The organism is Pectobacterium araliae (genome assembly GCF_037076465.1).
GTDB classification, from domain to species: Bacteria; Pseudomonadota; Gammaproteobacteria; order Enterobacterales; family Enterobacteriaceae; genus Pectobacterium; species Pectobacterium araliae.
Map to the genome: position 1 here is coordinate 3,355,969 of NZ_AP028908.1, position 18,346 is coordinate 3,374,314.

The window sequence follows — 18,346 nt, forward strand, 5'->3', positions numbered from 1 at the left end:
ATCCTCACAAAGATGGGTTTCCTGAATCACCGTAATGCGTCCATGTATAATATGTTTCACCTGTATTATTGTTGACAACAACTCGTCTAGCTCCTGCTCCACTTACACCGTGGCCGGGATCTACTCGATACTCGCTATAAGGAGAATTTGCACCACTTCCACCAGGCAATTCACCTTGATGATTTTTAAATGTAGTTCCCCATTTTTTCCCAAGAGCTCCAGCAGGTTTATCTCCGTTATCAATATGTCCTAGCGTTCTATTTACTGCTGCTTCTTCCGCAGCAGGAAGAGAGCCAGGGGTAATCATTGCAGGGTTAGCTCCTTTGGATAATTTCGCAGCCTCTTCAGCCGAATATCCTTGTGAGCGATAGTCTTTATACCTTTCATAGCGAGCCTGAAAAACAGACCGTGCCAACCCCAACGGGTCACAGAATTCTAAAGGATTTGTGACATACCCCTGCGGCCGGATACCACCATGTAAACCTATCGGATCATAGGGACGATCCCGACACGGTCGTACTTTTTAGCGCACTTAACCTATTGAAGCAACGGCCTTTTCAGACGGCGTTTTCAGCCTGTTTAACACCACATTAACCCGAACACCCCGACGCGCACTTTTAGCCCCGGACACGCTACCGCCACGCTGTGACTTCCCTGTCTGCATAAGCCACATCATAGCAGCGGCGGCAGCCGCTGCCATTAGTCGTTTTGTCTTTCGGGGTTTACCACGGCAACCCGCACGGCTTCCGCAACTCGTTTGGGGAAGCCGGGCGGGTTCTGCGGGTGCGGGCGGCAAAGAGTCCGCAAGCGTCGGCCTGCGACGCTCTGTTGCACGGTGCCGGAGGGAACGGCGGGTTTGCATGACCACGCCACACCGGGGCGGGTAGCGGAAGCTGGCGAGCGGGGAAGGAGCAAGGAGCCTGCCGACTGCGACCCCGCGCAGCCAGACGCAGCCGGGCGGGCATAAAGCCGTTAAGCGCCGTGACGAAGGAGCGGCTTCTGCTTTGGGGTTGATGTTGACGTTGGCCGAGGATTGACGCCGGAGCCTGCGCCGCCAGGGAAGGCGGCCACACCGTCGGAGCCAGGGAAGCACGCTGATGTTCGCAGCAGAGGGCGAAGCCCTGTGCGCCACACCTTACCCAAGCGCCGAACCCCGGCGGCCAGCCGCACGCCTTTGCCGAAGCAGCCCGCAGCGCGCCCATTGGCTGCCCGGCGCCGACATAATGTGTGTTACGCGTGGGATGCGTCCAGCATCTTGCGCGTAATGCCACATTATGTTGAATGACGTTCGGCCAGCAACGTAACAGGAAGAGAGTGATGAAGGTTGGCGCTGGCCGGGCGACATTTACCGCCGGAGCACCTTAGCTGACCAAGGCAAGAGGTGCGCCACGGACGGCGCGCCTTTTGCCCGGCACCGTACCACGGCCTTGAAGAGAGTGAGCTACTTTTTCGGGCTGTCCGGCGATGGTGTGGTATCGGTTTTAGCTTTCTTCCGGCGTCGGGCTTTCGGTTTCCGCTCTGCCGGATGCGTCTTCTCATGCACCTGTTTCAGATGACCGATAGCCACGCGGGTGTATATCTGCGTGGTTTCCAGTTTCTCATGGCCGAGTATCGCCTGGATGTGTCGTGTGTCCGCGCCCCGCTCCAGCATCTGTGTTGCCATACTGTGCCGGAACACATGACACGCCCCGGCTTTTTTCAGGTGCGCGTCATCCCGTATCGCACGGCCTGCCAGTATTGTCAGCGTTGACCGTGCCAGCCGCTTGCCCCATATCGTCACGAACAGGTAGCCGCTGTCGTGTTTGGTCGTCAGCCGCGGCCTTACCGCATCCAGATAGCGCTGTACCCAGACCAGCGCCCGCAGGCCAACCGGCACCACTCTGTCTTTATTCCCCTTGCCTTGTCTGACGACAAGCACCCCGCGCCCCACGTCCACATCGGCCAGCATCAGCCCGGACAGCTCTGAACGTCTTAGCCCCGTGCTCCACAGCATTTCCAGCACCGCACGGTTACGCAGTCCGGTTAATGTCTCGGTGTCCTGCGCATCCATCACCGCCTCGGTTTCTTCCTCGCTCAGTATCTGCGCCGGCAGCCGTTTCTCCGCTTTCGGCAGCGTCATCTGTTCTGCGGGGTTGTACAGGATGTGATGCCGTTGCAGCAGCCAGCGGAACAGCATACGGATAGCCGTCAGGCGGTTAAGCTGCCCACCCTGTGCCAGCGGTTTACCGTCCGTCTTGCGGTAGCCATGAAGATGCCGCTGATAGCCTTCCAGCACCGACAGGCTCACCTGTGCCGCCTGCGTCAGTCCCCGCTCTTCGCACCACGTCACGAACGGGCGCAGCCGTTCACTGTAGGATTCGATTGTGCGCAGGCTGTGGTTCGTCGCGGTCAGGTGTTCAAGATACGCCGTGGTGTACTGGCGTAACGTCTGTGACAGGCCGCTAAGATAAAGGGCTTCTGGGCTGGGTGGTTTGGGTCGGGTCATGGCGGCGCGTCCTGCGGAGTGAGGGGAAGAAGCAGATAAGGGAACTACGGTACGATGGGTTTATCCTGTGTCGCCGGAACAGGGCTTTTGCCGTTAACCCGACCGGATGGCGCAGACCCCTTGCCAGCACTGGCTTTAACAGCGATTGCCTTGTCCGACCGACCACCGACTGCACCCCGACCAGAGGCCGACCGTTTTTCACTTACCCCCGACCGGACGGCGTCGTAGTTACCTTTCTCTGACGTTTTTACTGTTTTCGCTGGCGTTTCCGGCACGTCGATAAGCCCGCACAGGTGCGCGTTATCCGCCTGTGCATCACCGTCAAACAGCAGTTCATAACAGAACGTCAGCCCCCGCTTGTACAGCATCAGGTATTCCAGTTCAACCAGTCGGGCAAGATGGATTTTCAGTTGCGTATCGCCCCACTGCACGGCGTCCCGTAGCTGTTTGCGGGTGAAGTGGTATTCCGCTTTCGGCTGACAACTGTCTTTTACCCATTGCTGTATCAGCAGCAACAGCTTCCGCGTCTGTGGCGGCATCTCGTCCAGTGTGCGACCAAGGATTTCATGCGCCAGTTTATTGGCCAGCACGATATCTGACCGCTCAACCTCGATATACTCGATAACCTGTCCACGATGCTCTACCGTCTTCACTTCCCGCTGGTACTGGTGCAACAGCGCGATAGACTGGATTAACGTCAGGTATTTCATATGGTCACGGCGAGTACGGGTTTTATCACTCAGGAACGTCAACTGGCTGGCGAACGGATTGACCACTTTAAGCGGACGTAACAGCCGCTGCGCGTTCTGGTGCAGTTCCGTCAGATAGCCTTTCTCGTTCTCCATCAGCAGCCCTTCCAGCGTCTGCTTGTGCCGCTGCAACGCATGGATTGCTTCCGTCTGTTCGCGGGATTCGTTCACGGTAAGCACAAGGCAACGGTTTAACAGCTCTTCATCCACATCGATGGCCGTGGTCGTTAACATCAGCATCACCGGGCCTTTTACCGTGTACTGCTTGGTCACCAGATTGCCTGTAGCATCATCCTTACCCGTACTGGCGATGGTCAGTTCGCCGTCGCTCTGCAACAGCTTCAGCGCATACGCCGCCTGCCGTACCCCCTCCTCTTCCGCGATGGCGAGGATTTTATGCTGGAGATTGGTTTCACCCAGATAGAACAGGCTCTGGCCTGTCATCGCGCTGTACTGTAAGCGCTCTTCCGGCGGGATAAGGTTCAGCACTGCATCCATCAACGAGGATTTGCCCGCCGCCGAACTGCTCTGGATTAACACCGCTAACGGCCTGTCCAGCTTGCGCGACACCGCCGCCAGATAACCCGCCACCAAGTTGGTTGATTCGCCGACCACGCCACACGCCGCAAGGTCATCCGTCAGCCTGCCGATAAGATTCGGGTCACGCAGCAACGCCAGCGCCGCATCCCGCTGTTCATCGGTAATATCCTGTGTGATTTCACCGCTCGTTTCCGGCTGGCTCAGATGCGTTTCCAGTGCCAGCAGCACACGGCCTAAGCGCTGTTTGATGTCACTTTCAGCCAGCCCCAGCTCTGACGCAGCCAGCCGCGCATACCCCGCCCGTGAACGGGCGCTCATCATATCCACGCTGTCCGCGAACACCACGCCGCTTTCCGTGTCCAGCACCTGCGCGTTCACCTTCATCACGCCGCTGCCCGCTTTCACTGACGTCATGCCCCGGATGCGCCATTGCTGACCGGACAGCGCTATCTCAACCTCACTATTCGGCAACGCTTCAACCACAACCCCGGCGGCTAAAGAGGTGGCGGGTTGAGACGGGTTTTCAGGCTGTGGCTCAGCGTCTTTTTCAGGCTCTGCACTGACTGTTTCCCCCATCGGTAACGCCCCGTCAACCAGTAACCCGAACGCCGCTTCCGGTTCAGCCACACTGCACAGATAGCCGTTCGCATCCATCCCCGACGGGAACACCACGCGGAACGGCGCGATGCCCTCAGCGACCAAGGACGCAGCCAGCTTTACCGCCCCTTCATCCCCTGCCGCGTCGTTATCGAACGCGATAAGCACCTGTTTCACACCGTGGCGGATAACCGCTTGGCGCATCTCCTCCGTGAACCCGTTCACCCCATACGCCGCCGTCACGTTGCGGTAGCCTGACACCCAGAACGACATCGCATCGATAAATGATTCACACAGGATGACCGTTTTACTCGCCACTAACGCCTGCTCGTTCCACACCCCGCCATGAGCGCCCGGCAGATACAGATGATTCGGCGTTCCGGCACGCAGACGGTCACCCACTTTGCGCCCGTACAGTTCCCGCACCTGACCGTGCATATCGATAACCGGAACGACTAACGACCCCGCCAGATGTTCATGCCCGGATGAGCGCAGCACCCCGATGACCTGCAACTGGCTGCGAACGGTGGCCCCGTCTTTCAGTTTGCTCGACGGCAGACGATAGCCCAACGTCCGGTTAGCGAACCCCAGTTTAAAGGCAGCGACTAACTCAGGATGATTCAGGCGACGCTTTTCCAGATAGGCGATGGCCTCCGGCGCATTGAGCAACGTATGGTGATAGAACTCAACCACGCGGCTAAGCAGCTCCTGCCTTTCCTGTTCATTAGCGATATCCGACACAGGCGGCAACGGGGCGGCGACTGGCACGCTACCCAGTTCCCCCCGCAGCCTATCGACCGCATGAGGCAGGCTCAGTCCTTCCGTCTTCATCACCCAGTCCAGCACCGAGCCGCCTGCATCACAGCCGAAGCAGTGATACAGGTTCTTCTCCGGTGAGATAACACACGATGGCGTGTTTTCCTGATGGAACGGACACAGCACCGCATAGTCCTTACCGCGCTTCACCACCTTTCTTCCCTGACCACGCACCACCTCAACCAGTGACACGGCGGCTTTCAGGTGCTGCAACTCAGATTCGGGGATGCGTGCCATATCGGGAACTCCTGTAAATACCTGTCAATAGGGTCTGGGTAAAAATAACTCGACAAGTATATACATCAGCTAGTAGTATTTACAACAGTATAATGTAAAACATGGAGTAGATTATGGTCATCAGGTCACAAAGGATTTCAGGTAAAACGACTATGGCCGCACCGATAAGCAATGAAGAACAGGTATTTATCACTGAGCTGGGTAAGCGGATAACCTCGCTAAGGAAAGACGCAGGGATGACACAGACGCAGGTTGCACAGGCGCTGAACGTCTCCCAGCAGGCCGTACAGGCATGGGAAGCAGGAAGGCGACGCATACAGATTTCCATACTCCCAGCCGTGGCGAGAGTGTTATCAGTTTCTCTTGAGGATTTACTCGGCGAGGAAGCGGAGAAGGCCGCCCGTAAACGTGGCCCGATGCCAAAATGGCAACAGCTTATTGAAGAGATAGACAGTTTGCCCAAGGCAAAACAGAAGATGATTTCGGAGATGTTAAGCGCCCTGATTGCTCAGGCGCGTAACTGACGGATAAATAACGCGGCGAAGATGAGTTCGCACCTCACCCACGCCGCTCACCACAAGCAACTAACAGGAGTAGTTACTATGGCTAAGGCACATTCTAAGTCAGACGTCACACTTAATAAACCCGCCAGAACAGAGCGTTACTACACCGTGGGATACGCATCGCACAACGGCAAGCCCAACCCGCCCTCCGCCATCAACCTGAAAGGCCGCTGGCTGGAAGAGTCCGGCTTTATCACCGGGATGCCCGTTACCGTCACGGTGGAAAGAGGCAGGATTATTATTGAGACGCAGATTAATTTATAGCGGCTGACCGCTAATAAAATAAAAAGCCGGAAGGATCGTGAGATCGCCTCCGGCTTTTATTTATTTTATTTTAACTTCCCAAGATGAACTATCGAAGACATTAATTATCGCAAAACAATTAGTTAAATTATCAACATCAACATCAACATATGATAATAGATCAGGACTAGCCACTATAAAAAATGTCTTTATATCATCTAGATGATTAGCTAATAGTTTCACTTCATCCCACGTCATTTCTAGTCCGTATTCTTTCGATAAAACCAACTCTTCAAAGTCAGGCATAGACAAGCCATAGAATGCACAACCTATCGCATCGATTTCATACAGATACCAATTCCAATTGTTATCAGGGATTTTTTTTATTAGATCATTTAGCTGCAACTTAATATTTTCGTGAGAAAACATTTTACCCATTTCAACTCTCATCATGGATACTCCAGTGGCTTAGCTGGCCCATGTTGAAGTGTTCCTCCAGTCGGGTTAGGGATAAAATCATGCTGGTGAGGATTAGGGTGATTACCTGGGCGACCATGATCTGTAAAATCTATATCTCTCTTAGGTACAAGTTTTCCATTGTCATCGTATCCCCATTCCCTACCTTGAAGATAATCACCTTTCCTACCCTTCTTCATTCCCAACTGAGTATGAGGAGCATCAACATCAGGGACAGGATTCCCATGTTTGTCTCTGGGTAAGGATCTATTTTTATAAGACTCGTCAGTTTTATCTTTCCCGCCTTCTTTCGGCGTCAACCCCAACGGGTCAACCCATTCTAATGGGTTATGAACATAACCTTGAGGCCGGATTCCCCCAAGTAAACCTATCGGGTCATAGGGACGATCCCGACACGGTCGTACTTTTTAGCGCACTTAACCTATTGAAGCAACGGCCTTTTCAGACGGCGTTTTCAGCCTGTTTAACACCACATTAACCCGAACACCCCGACGCGCACTTTTAGCCCCGGACACGCTACCGCCACGCTGTGACTTCCCTGTCTGCATAAGCCACATCATAGCAGCGGCGGCAGCCGCTGCCATTAGTCGTTTTGTCTTTCGGGGTTTACCACGGCAACCCGCACGGCTTCCGCAACTCGTTTGGGGAAGCCGGGCGGGTTCTGCGGGTGCGGGCGGCAAAGAGTCCGCAAGCGTCGGCCTGCGACGCTCTGTTGCACGGTGCCGGAGGGAACGGCGGGTTTGCATGACCACGCCACACCGGGGCGGGTAGCGGAAGCTGGCGAGCGGGGAAGGAGCAAGGAGCCTGCCGACTGCGACCCCGCGCAGCCAGACGCAGCCGGGCGGGCATAAAGCCGTTAAGCGCCGTGACGAAGGAGCGGCTTCTGCTTTGGGGTTGATGTTGACGTTGGCCGAGGATTGACGCCGGAGCCTGCGCCGCCAGGGAAGGCGGCCACACCGTCGGAGCCAGGGAAGCACGCTGATGTTCGCAGCAGAGGGCGAAGCCCTGTGCGCCACACCTTACCCAAGCGCCGAACCCCGGCGGCCAGCCGCACGCCTTTGCCGAAGCAGCCCGCAGCGCGCCCATTGGCTGCCCGGCGCCGACATAATGTGTGTTACGCGTGGGATGCGTCCAGCATCTTGCGCGTAATGCCACATTATGTTGAATGACGTTCGGCCAGCAACGTAACAGGAAGAGAGTGATGAAGGTTGGCGCTGGCCGGGCGACATTTACCGCCGGAGCACCTTAGCTGACCAAGGCAAGAGGTGCGCCACGGACGGCGCGCCTTTTGCCCGGCACCGTACCACGGCCTTGAAGAGAGTGAGCTACTTTTTCGGGCTGTCCGGCGATGGTGTGGTATCGGTTTTAGCTTTCTTCCGGCGTCGGGCTTTCGGTTTCCGCTCTGCCGGATGCGTCTTCTCATGCACCTGTTTCAGATGACCGATAGCCACGCGGGTGTATATCTGCGTGGTTTCCAGTTTCTCATGGCCGAGTATCGCCTGGATGTGTCGTGTGTCCGCGCCCCGCTCCAGCATCTGTGTTGCCATACTGTGCCGGAACACATGACACGCCCCGGCTTTTTTCAGGTGCGCGTCATCCCGTATCGCACGGCCTGCCAGTATTGTCAGCGTTGACCGTGCCAGCCGCTTGCCCCATATCGTCACGAACAGGTAGCCGCTGTCGTGTTTGGTCGTCAGCCGCGGCCTTACCGCATCCAGATAGCGCTGTACCCAGACCAGCGCCCGCAGGCCAACCGGCACCACTCTGTCTTTATTCCCCTTGCCTTGTCTGACGACAAGCACCCCGCGCCCCACGTCCACATCGGCCAGCATCAGCCCGGACAGCTCTGAACGTCTTAGCCCCGTGCTCCACAGCATTTCCAGCACCGCACGGTTACGCAGTCCGGTTAATGTCTCGGTGTCCTGCGCATCCATCACCGCCTCGGTTTCTTCCTCGCTCAGTATCTGCGCCGGCAGCCGTTTCTCCGCTTTCGGCAGCGTCATCTGTTCTGCGGGGTTGTACAGGATGTGATGCCGTTGCAGCAGCCAGCGGAACAGCATACGGATAGCCGTCAGGCGGTTAAGCTGCCCACCCTGTGCCAGCGGTTTACCGTCCGTCTTGCGGTAGCCATGAAGATGCCGCTGATAGCCTTCCAGCACCGACAGGCTCACCTGTGCCGCCTGCGTCAGTCCCCGCTCTTCGCACCACGTCACGAACGGGCGCAGCCGTTCACTGTAGGATTCGATTGTGCGCAGGCTGTGGTTCGTCGCGGTCAGGTGTTCAAGATACGCCGTGGTGTACTGGCGTAACGTCTGTGACAGGCCGCTAAGATAAAGGGCTTCTGGGCTGGGTGGTTTGGGTCGGGTCATGGCGGCGCGTCCTGCGGAGTGAGGGGAAGAAGCAGATAAGGGAACTACGGTACGATGGGTTTATCCTGTGTCGCCGGAACAGGGCTTTTGCCGTTAACCCGACCGGATGGCGCAGACCCCTTGCCAGCACTGGCTTTAACAGCGATTGCCTTGTCCGACCGACCACCGACTGCACCCCGACCAGAGGCCGACCGTTTTTCACTTACCCCCGACCGGACGGCGTCGTAGTTACCTTTCTCTGACGTTTTTACTGTTTTCGCTGGCGTTTCCGGCACGTCGATAAGCCCGCACAGGTGCGCGTTATCCGCCTGTGCATCACCGTCAAACAGCAGTTCATAACAGAACGTCAGCCCCCGCTTGTACAGCATCAGGTATTCCAGTTCAACCAGTCGGGCAAGATGGATTTTCAGTTGCGTATCGCCCCACTGCACGGCGTCCCGTAGCTGTTTGCGGGTGAAGTGGTATTCCGCTTTCGGCTGACAACTGTCTTTTACCCATTGCTGTATCAGCAGCAACAGCTTCCGCGTCTGTGGCGGCATCTCGTCCAGTGTGCGACCAAGGATTTCATGCGCCAGTTTATTGGCCAGCACGATATCTGACCGCTCAACCTCGATATACTCGATAACCTGTCCACGATGCTCTACCGTCTTCACTTCCCGCTGGTACTGGTGCAACAGCGCGATAGACTGGATTAACGTCAGGTATTTCATATGGTCACGGCGAGTACGGGTTTTATCACTCAGGAACGTCAACTGGCTGGCGAACGGATTGACCACTTTAAGCGGACGTAACAGCCGCTGCGCGTTCTGGTGCAGTTCCGTCAGATAGCCTTTCTCGTTCTCCATCAGCAGCCCTTCCAGCGTCTGCTTGTGCCGCTGCAACGCATGGATTGCTTCCGTCTGTTCGCGGGATTCGTTCACGGTAAGCACAAGGCAACGGTTTAACAGCTCTTCATCCACATCGATGGCCGTGGTCGTTAACATCAGCATCACCGGGCCTTTTACCGTGTACTGCTTGGTCACCAGATTGCCTGTAGCATCATCCTTACCCGTACTGGCGATGGTCAGTTCGCCGTCGCTCTGCAACAGCTTCAGCGCATACGCCGCCTGCCGTACCCCCTCCTCTTCCGCGATGGCGAGGATTTTATGCTGGAGATTGGTTTCACCCAGATAGAACAGGCTCTGGCCTGTCATCGCGCTGTACTGTAAGCGCTCTTCCGGCGGGATAAGGTTCAGCACTGCATCCATCAACGAGGATTTGCCCGCCGCCGAACTGCTCTGGATTAACACCGCTAACGGCCTGTCCAGCTTGCGCGACACCGCCGCCAGATAACCCGCCACCAAGTTGGTTGATTCGCCGACCACGCCACACGCCGCAAGGTCATCCGTCAGCCTGCCGATAAGATTCGGGTCACGCAGCAACGCCAGCGCCGCATCCCGCTGTTCATCGGTAATATCCTGTGTGATTTCACCGCTCGTTTCCGGCTGGCTCAGATGCGTTTCCAGTGCCAGCAGCACACGGCCTAAGCGCTGTTTGATGTCACTTTCAGCCAGCCCCAGCTCTGACGCAGCCAGCCGCGCATACCCCGCCCGTGAACGGGCGCTCATCATATCCACGCTGTCCGCGAACACCACGCCGCTTTCCGTGTCCAGCACCTGCGCGTTCACCTTCATCACGCCGCTGCCCGCTTTCACTGACGTCATGCCCCGGATGCGCCATTGCTGACCGGACAGCGCTATCTCAACCTCACTATTCGGCAACGCTTCAACCACAACCCCGGCGGCTAAAGAGGTGGCGGGTTGAGACGGGTTTTCAGGCTGTGGCTCAGCGTCTTTTTCAGGCTCTGCACTGACTGTTTCCCCCATCGGTAACGCCCCGTCAACCAGTAACCCGAACGCCGCTTCCGGTTCAGCCACACTGCACAGATAGCCGTTCGCATCCATCCCCGACGGGAACACCACGCGGAACGGCGCGATGCCCTCAGCGACCAAGGACGCAGCCAGCTTTACCGCCCCTTCATCCCCTGCCGCGTCGTTATCGAACGCGATAAGCACCTGTTTCACACCGTGGCGGATAACCGCTTGGCGCATCTCCTCCGTGAACCCGTTCACCCCATACGCCGCCGTCACGTTGCGGTAGCCTGACACCCAGAACGACATCGCATCGATAAATGATTCACACAGGATGACCGTTTTACTCGCCACTAACGCCTGCTCGTTCCACACCCCGCCATGAGCGCCCGGCAGATACAGATGATTCGGCGTTCCGGCACGCAGACGGTCACCCACTTTGCGCCCGTACAGTTCCCGCACCTGACCGTGCATATCGATAACCGGAACGACTAACGACCCCGCCAGATGTTCATGCCCGGATGAGCGCAGCACCCCGATGACCTGCAACTGGCTGCGAACGGTGGCCCCGTCTTTCAGTTTGCTCGACGGCAGACGATAGCCCAACGTCCGGTTAGCGAACCCCAGTTTAAAGGCAGCGACTAACTCAGGATGATTCAGGCGACGCTTTTCCAGATAGGCGATGGCCTCCGGCGCATTGAGCAACGTATGGTGATAGAACTCAACCACGCGGCTAAGCAGCTCCTGCCTTTCCTGTTCATTAGCGATATCCGACACAGGCGGCAACGGGGCGGCGACTGGCACGCTACCCAGTTCCCCCCGCAGCCTATCGACCGCATGAGGCAGGCTCAGTCCTTCCGTCTTCATCACCCAGTCCAGCACCGAGCCGCCTGCATCACAGCCGAAGCAGTGATACAGGTTCTTCTCCGGTGAGATAACACACGATGGCGTGTTTTCCTGATGGAACGGACACAGCACCGCATAGTCCTTACCGCGCTTCACCACCTTTCTTCCCTGACCACGCACCACCTCAACCAGTGACACGGCGGCTTTCAGGTGCTGCAACTCAGATTCGGGGATGCGTGCCATATCGGGAACTCCTGTAAATACCTGTCAATAGGGTCTGGGTAAAAATAACTCGACAAGTATATACATCAGCTAGTAGTATTTACAACAGTATAATGTAAAACATGGAGTAGATTATGGTCATCAGGTCACAAAGGATTTCAGGTAAAACGACTATGGCCGCACCGATAAGCAATGAAGAACAGGTATTTATCACTGAGCTGGGTAAGCGGATAACCTCGCTAAGGAAAGACGCAGGGATGACACAGACGCAGGTTGCACAGGCGCTGAACGTCTCCCAGCAGGCCGTACAGGCATGGGAAGCAGGAAGGCGACGCATACAGATTTCCATACTCCCAGCCGTGGCGAGAGTGTTATCAGTTTCTCTTGAGGATTTACTCGGCGAGGAAGCGGAGAAGGCCGCCCGTAAACGTGGCCCGATGCCAAAATGGCAACAGCTTATTGAAGAGATAGACAGTTTGCCCAAGGCAAAACAGAAGATGATTTCGGAGATGTTAAGCGCCCTGATTGCTCAGGCGCGTAACTGACGGATAAATAACGCGGCGAAGATGAGTTCGCACCTCACCCACGCCGCTCACCACAAGCAACTAACAGGAGTAGTTACTATGGCTAAGGCACATTCTAAGTCAGACGTCACACTTAATAAACCCGCCAGAACAGAGCGTTACTACACCGTGGGATACGCATCGCACAACGGCAAGCCCAACCCGCCCTCCGCCATCAACCTGAAAGGCCGCTGGCTGGAAGAGTCCGGCTTTATCACCGGGATGCCCGTTACCGTCACGGTGGAAAGAGGCAGGATTATTATTGAGACGCAGATTAATTTATAGCGGCTGACCGCTAATAAAATAAAAAGCCGGAAGGATCGTGAGATCGCCTCCGGCTTTTATTTATTTTATTTTAACTTCCCAAGATGAACTATCGAAGACATTAATTATCGCAAAACAATTAGTTAAATTATCAACATCAACATCAACATATGATAATAGATCAGGACTAGCCACTATAAAAAATGTCTTTATATCATCTAGATGATTAGCTAATAGTTTCACTTCATCCCACGTCATTTCTAGTCCGTATTCTTTCGATAAAACCAACTCTTCAAAGTCAGGCATAGACAAGCCATAGAATGCACAACCTATCGCATCGATTTCATACAGATACCAATTCCAATTGTTATCAGGGATTTTTTTTATTAGATCATTTAGCTGCAACTTAATATTTTCGTGAGAAAACATTTTACCCATTTCAACTCTCATCATGGATACTCCAGTGGCTTAGCTGGCCCATGTTGAAGTGTTCCTCCAGTCGGGTTAGGGATAAAATCATGCTGGTGAGGATTAGGGTGATTACCTGGGCGACCATGATCTGTAAAATCTATATCTCTCTTAGGTACAAGTTTTCCATTGTCATCGTATCCCCATTCCCTACCTTGAAGATAATCACCTTTCCTACCCTTCTTCATTCCCAACTGAGTATGAGGAGCATCAACATCAGGGACAGGATTCCCATGTTTGTCTCTGGGTAAGGATCTATTTTTATAAGACTCGTCAGTTTTATCTTTCCCGCCTTCTTTCGGCGTCAACCCCAACGGGTCAACCCATTCTAATGGGTTATGAACATAACCTTGAGGCCGGATTCCCCCAAGTAAACCTATCGGGTCCTGCGACAGGTACTGCCCGCTCTGTGCATCATAGTAACGATGCCGGTTGTAGTAAAGCCCCGTTTCCGTATCGTACAACTGCCCCTGATAGCGCAGCTCACAGTACACTTCCTCATTCGCCGCATCGCCCAGGTAGCGCCGCAGCGGGATGGGGCGTCGCTCTTCACGATGTGCGCCCCACAGCCCCTGCTCCCCGCGCCAGCGAACTTCCCCTTCCTCACTGCACAGCTCTCTTGCCGTCCCCGTCAGGTCGGTCACGATGTAATGCAGTTGTGTTCTGTCCCCCTGCGCTTCCACCTGTGCCAGCGGCCGAAAGCTACCCGGCTCGTACACCCACTGTACTTCCCTTGCCGCACTGCCATCTGCATAGTATTGCTGCTGACCGATAAGCTGGTCACCGTCCCAGCGATACGCCACCCGCGCTACCGCCTGCGCCGACGGGAGTTGTCCCTCGCGCACCTTGCTTACCCGGCGACCAAACGCATCGTAACGATACCGCCATCGTGCCCCGTCCGGCAAACTCACCCGCACCAGACGGTCCTGTACATCCCAGTCAAAGTGCGTGTCCTTCGGCCTGAACCCCGCCCGCGTTTCCCGCTTCATCACCAGACGTCCACAGTCATCGTACCGGTACTGCGTATGGCCACGCTCCACCACCCGACCCGCCGCATCGTACCGTGCCGACGACTGCACCACCGCATCCTGCACCTTCAGCGTCTCACCCAGTCCCGGCGCTATCTGCGACACCTCGCACAGGTTCTGTTCGCTGTCGTAACCAAACAGCCGCGCCTGACGCCGCCGTCCTTCATCACGACGCTCCGCCGTTACCTGACCCGCCCCGTTCAGCCGGAATGCCTGCTCACCCCAGTGACTGTCGCTGATGCCCGTCAGGCGGTCCAGCACATCGTACTGATAACGACGCTCCAGCACGTCATTCACCCGACCATCCGCCCCTTCCAGCGCCTGACGCTGTAGCAGCCCCGTCGGACTCCATTCGTGGCGTAGTGAAAACCCGCTGCCGTTACTCCGGCGTTGCTCTTCTCCCGCCGCCGTATGGCTGAACTGCAACGGCTGGTGTGAACCAATCCCCAGCGACGACAGCCGCCCCGACTGCCACGCCAGTTGCAGTGGCGCCAGAATCCCTTCGACCACGGCACGCTGACCGCCCGCATCGTAACCGCTCTGCACCGCCTCGCCGTTCACCGTTTCCGATGTCACCTGCCCTGCACGGTTATAGGCGTATTCCACCACCGCATCCGGGCTGGCGGCTTTGATTAACCGTCCCGCTACGTCATACGCCAGTTCCGTGATGCCGTCCGTTTCCCCGTCCGCTTTCCGCGCCGTGATACGCGTTATCCGCCCTGCCGCATCATGCTCGTAGTGCAGCGTACTGCCATCCGGTGCGGTGCGCTGCACCAGCCGGTCTGCCACATCGTAGTCATAACGGTACACCCGACCGTCGTAATGCCGCTCCTCGCTCAACCGACCGCTGGAGTCAAAGCTGTACGTCCAGTCCCGTCCCTGACTGTTCGTTACCCCGGCGAACTCCGCTTCCGCATTGTAGTGGTAGCGCACCGTTGCACCCAGCGGGTCAGTCGCTTCCAGCAGGTTATCGAACGCCCCATAGCGGAACTGATAACGCTGCCCCAGCGCATCCGTCACCGCCGTCAGGTTACCTTCCACATCGTAGCCAAACCGCGTCTCGCTGCCATCTTCATACACCACTTTCGACGGTGATTCGCGTACGCCGTCATACTCCCAGCGCCGCACCTGTACGCCCGCTTCATGCCCGATATGTCGCTCGGTCAGGCGGTCAAGGTCGTCATAGCGGAACATCACCGCTGGCGTATTATCCCGCTCAAGGCGGCTCAGCAAGCCACGGCGGTTATAGTGATAACGCTGCAACACACCGTCCGGGCCTATCACCGTCGACAGTTGCCCTGTTTCACCATAACGGTACAGCCACTCGCGTCCTTCCGGGTCATTAACCTCGACAACCTGCCCGACGGCATTACGCTGATAGCGCCATTCACTGCTCAGTGGGTCGGTATAGCTCAGCAGTTGTCCATTGTCGTCATAGGCATACTGATGCGTTGCGCCGTCAGGCAGCGTCACTTCTGTCACCAGCCCCCAGTCATTGCGCTGATACACCGTACGGCCACCCAGCGGGTCAGTCTCCGCCACCAGTTGGTTATCTACCCACTCGTATCGGGTCTCACCGCCGTCCGGCGTGCGCTGGAGCAGAATATTATTGCGCTCGTCACGCACGTAGCTGAATACCCCGCCAAATCCGCTGTGGTAATGGCTGGTTAGGGTGTCATCGTCATATTCAAAGTGCCCCGGCCAGTAGCCTTCCGAGGTTCTGTCCCGGATCGCCCGGCCTTTTTTATCGTAGTCATGCTCAACCCAGGTTGAGCCTAAATCCGACCAGCGTAGTAGCCAGCCTTCTTGTGAGTAGCGATAGTCAAAGTTACGCCCCTCATCTGCCCGTACGCTCAGTAGATGCCCATGGTCATCATAGGTATAGCTTGCCAGCGTTTTTAATGGCTGACGCTGCGGGGTACATAGCGTGAGTACTGTGACCCTGCGACGCTCCGTTGTTACGTGGATCAAGCGCCCGTCCGACAGCACCACCCAGCACAGTTCGCCCAGCATCCATTCGAAAGTCACTCGATTACCGGCTGCATCGTCAATCGACGTCAGACAAAGCTGGAGACCGAGCGCATGCTCAAACCGATAGCGCAGGCCATCAACATGATGAAGGACGAGTTCACCTTGTTGGCGGATCAGCCGCCATTGCAGGTTGGACGGTGAACGGCTGACCTCTCCCTCATTGGGCAAGGTGAAGAACGCCTGATTGAACTCACCATCTGTTAGCGTTGCCACCCCGTTGTTGAGCGTCAGGCTGATATCCCAGTTGGTGCGCCACAGCCTCCCCAGCAAACCGGAGTACCGTTCTCCTGTAGAGCGATAGTAGCGTTGCAGTGAAAGTGGCAACGACCCCGCCAGTTGAATATCGGTACGTTTCTCCACCACGGCACCGGTTGCCATGTCGACCGGGTCACCTTTTTGCTTGCTATCTTTGCTATCTGCCTTGTTAGTACCATTCCGATTATTCGCATCCTCCTGCCCCCCCTCTTTTCCCGACGGCTTTTCAGTATTTCTGCCCGCATTAATGCTGTTCGCCTCTTCCGGAGGGGCTTCGCTTTTTTTCTTTACGGGCTCTTTCGGTTTGGGATTTTCTGCAACGGCATCAGCGGGTTTGGAAGGTTCTGATTTGTGTGGCGCCTTGCCTTCTGGAGCGGGTTTTTCAGGATGAGGGGGTTTCACCTCGTCACCACTAGGCTTGACATCGCTTTGTGTCGTTGCGGTTGGCGCATCAGTAGACTCAGACTTTGAACCAGAGGATGGACTGGCCGCCCTGCTTTCCGCCGTTGTATGGCTTGGCGGGGCATCGGCCTTTTTCGTGAAGGAACCTTTAGGCCTCGGGCTACCAGAAACCCGTGTCAGAATCAGAGGAATAAACTTATCGAATTCTGTCTCAAGGGTCGCAATGGCCTCATCGTAACGTTTCACTAACTGATCCAAATAGTCGAGCATCTTGCTGAACCGATCTTTCATCAGCGCAACAATCCAGCCATCCTTCTCCGAGGCCTTCATTGCCGTAACCAAAGCCTGCTGCATGGTCAACAGCATCGCTTTGCCTTTCTGTCCATACTCTTTCAGCAACCCACGCAGTTCGGTGACACCTTTCACCAGATTACCGTTGGACAGGCTGCGGATCGTTTTGATAGCAAACTGCACAGCCGCAGGTGAGGAGGCATTTCTCAGCGCTTTAATAATCGCTCGTCCGCTCACCTTAATGGCGTCACCCAACCCAGGAATAACCCCAATCACACACAGAACACCACCGGCCACATGCAGCGGATCTTTCATCTGCTTAGGATCTTCATGGGTTTGCCAACACCACTCACCAATGGAGTACACGTCCAGCGCTTGCCCCACCACAGGAATACAACCCAGAATAATCTCGCAGAACATCATGAGCGCGGCGTTATCATCCCCACCCGCATCCGCCGTTTCTGCCGCGAGGCTATGGTGGATCTTGTTGATAGCCTGCTTCAGTTGGCGATTACCGCGGTTAATCTTTTTGTCCAGTTCCCAGAAGCGACGATAGGCCTTTGTGTACTCATCTGGGATGGAGGTGAATATTCCCGCACCATCAATATCAATATGTCGATCACTGCTGTCATCGGCGTCATACGTTACCAACCCCTGTTTACGCAGGAGAAGGAACAGCGTGAAATACTCACCTGCTAGTGCGGCATAACCCGGAGTTGACTGTAATACAGGGTTGTTCTGGATGGTTTCCTGCGGTGTAAACTCATCTTCACCTTCCTCCAGCATCAATTCAAACGTGCCCCCCCCCATGTCATAAATAAAACAGAGTCCATTGGCATCCGTCTGCCCGTGGATTTCCGTTTTATTGCTGTCGATGAGGACAAATGGCGCATTGGGAACCGGCTCACCAGAGTCGTAATGGTAATAAATCAGAACTTCATAACCACACTTGGCACAGCCTCCTGATATTTTTTTATCCGTGCTAAAACCCCGACCCGCTGCATCCTCACTGGAAAGCAGCGTTGCCTGTTTGTTTTGACTCATGAAATG

The 18,346-nt window shown here is 55.8% G+C and carries 14 protein-coding genes; 4 read left to right on the forward strand and 10 right to left on the reverse strand.

Going from position 1 to position 18,346, the window contains the following annotated elements; all coding sequences use genetic code 11:
* Positions 1-4: 4 nt before the first annotated feature.
* The 4 genes from AACH44_RS15260 to AACH44_RS15275 all read right to left on the reverse strand — a co-directional run bounded on the left by AACH44_RS15260 (position 5) and on the right by AACH44_RS15275 (position 5,424).
* Positions 5-307: a ribonuclease domain-containing protein gene (locus AACH44_RS15260; protein ID WP_261850228.1), complete on the reverse strand. Its 303-nt coding sequence runs from the start codon at positions 305-307 to the stop codon at positions 5-7.
* A 415-nt stretch (positions 308-722) separates the two neighbouring features.
* A complete protein-coding gene (locus tag AACH44_RS15265) occupies positions 723-1,073 on the reverse strand; it encodes a hypothetical protein (RefSeq protein WP_261850227.1) in 351 nt (116 codons plus the stop codon).
* A gap of 368 nt (positions 1,074-1,441) precedes the next feature.
* Positions 1,442-2,485 carry a site-specific tyrosine recombinase XerC gene (gene xerC / locus AACH44_RS15270; RefSeq protein ID WP_338659312.1) on the reverse strand — a complete coding sequence of 348 codons (1,044 nt, stop codon included), beginning with the start codon at positions 2,483-2,485 and terminating at the stop codon, positions 1,442-1,444.
* A 44-nt stretch (positions 2,486-2,529) separates the two neighbouring features.
* Positions 2,530-5,424 carry a DNA primase gene (locus AACH44_RS15275; RefSeq protein ID WP_338659313.1) on the reverse strand — a complete coding sequence of 965 codons (2,895 nt, stop codon included), beginning with the start codon at positions 5,422-5,424 and terminating at the stop codon, positions 2,530-2,532.
* A gap of 152 nt (positions 5,425-5,576) precedes the next feature.
* Between AACH44_RS15275 and AACH44_RS15280 the strand changes: the two genes are divergently transcribed.
* Together AACH44_RS15280 and AACH44_RS15285 are read left to right on the forward strand one after the other, a co-directional pair.
* A complete protein-coding gene (locus tag AACH44_RS15280) occupies positions 5,577-5,948 on the forward strand; it encodes a helix-turn-helix domain-containing protein (protein ID WP_261850223.1) in 372 nt (123 codons plus the stop codon).
* Positions 5,949-6,026: 78 nt separating this feature from the next.
* Complete coding sequence (locus AACH44_RS15285) at positions 6,027-6,251, forward strand: SymE family type I addiction module toxin (RefSeq protein ID WP_129709937.1); 225 nt, start codon at positions 6,027-6,029, stop codon at positions 6,249-6,251.
* 60 nt (positions 6,252-6,311) lie between these two features.
* Here the strand turns inward: AACH44_RS15285 and AACH44_RS15290 are convergent, their stop codons facing one another.
* The 4 genes from AACH44_RS15290 to AACH44_RS15305 form a co-directional block, all read right to left on the reverse strand.
* Complete coding sequence (locus AACH44_RS15290; protein WP_338659314.1) at positions 6,312-6,683, reverse strand: hypothetical protein; 372 nt, start codon at positions 6,681-6,683, stop codon at positions 6,312-6,314.
* Positions 6,684-7,313: 630 nt separating this feature from the next.
* Positions 7,314-7,664 carry a hypothetical protein gene (locus tag AACH44_RS15295; RefSeq protein ID WP_261850227.1) on the reverse strand — a complete coding sequence of 117 codons (351 nt, stop codon included), beginning with the start codon at positions 7,662-7,664 and terminating at the stop codon, positions 7,314-7,316.
* Positions 7,665-8,032: 368 nt separating this feature from the next.
* The gene (gene xerC / locus AACH44_RS15300) at positions 8,033-9,076 is read right to left on the reverse strand and encodes a site-specific tyrosine recombinase XerC (protein ID WP_338659312.1); all 1,044 of its coding nucleotides are present in this window, start codon (positions 9,074-9,076) and stop codon (positions 8,033-8,035) included.
* Positions 9,077-9,120: 44 nt separating this feature from the next.
* The gene (locus AACH44_RS15305) at positions 9,121-12,015 is read right to left on the reverse strand and encodes a DNA primase (protein ID WP_338659313.1); all 2,895 of its coding nucleotides are present in this window, start codon (positions 12,013-12,015) and stop codon (positions 9,121-9,123) included.
* Between the two features lie 152 nt (positions 12,016-12,167).
* Here AACH44_RS15305 and AACH44_RS15310 point away from each other — a divergent pair, with 152 nt between their 5' ends.
* Both AACH44_RS15310 and AACH44_RS15315 read left to right on the forward strand, forming a co-directional pair.
* Positions 12,168-12,539 (forward strand): helix-turn-helix domain-containing protein, encoded by a 372-nt coding sequence (locus AACH44_RS15310; RefSeq protein WP_261850223.1) that lies wholly within the window; start codon positions 12,168-12,170, stop codon positions 12,537-12,539.
* 78 nt (positions 12,540-12,617) lie between these two features.
* On the forward strand, positions 12,618-12,842 hold the full coding sequence (locus AACH44_RS15315) for a SymE family type I addiction module toxin (protein ID WP_129709937.1): 225 nt from the start codon (positions 12,618-12,620) through the stop codon (positions 12,840-12,842).
* A gap of 60 nt (positions 12,843-12,902) precedes the next feature.
* On the opposite strand, the gene AACH44_RS15320 is transcribed toward AACH44_RS15315, so the two are convergent.
* On the reverse strand, positions 12,903-13,274 hold the full coding sequence (locus tag AACH44_RS15320; RefSeq protein ID WP_338659314.1) for a hypothetical protein: 372 nt from the start codon (positions 13,272-13,274) through the stop codon (positions 12,903-12,905).
* Positions 13,271-18,340 (reverse strand): RHS repeat-associated core domain-containing protein, encoded by a 5,070-nt coding sequence (locus AACH44_RS15325; protein WP_338659315.1) that lies wholly within the window; start codon positions 18,338-18,340, stop codon positions 13,271-13,273. Before AACH44_RS15325 ends, AACH44_RS15320 begins: the two co-directional genes overlap by 4 nt.
* Positions 18,341-18,346: the final 6 nt, after the last annotated feature.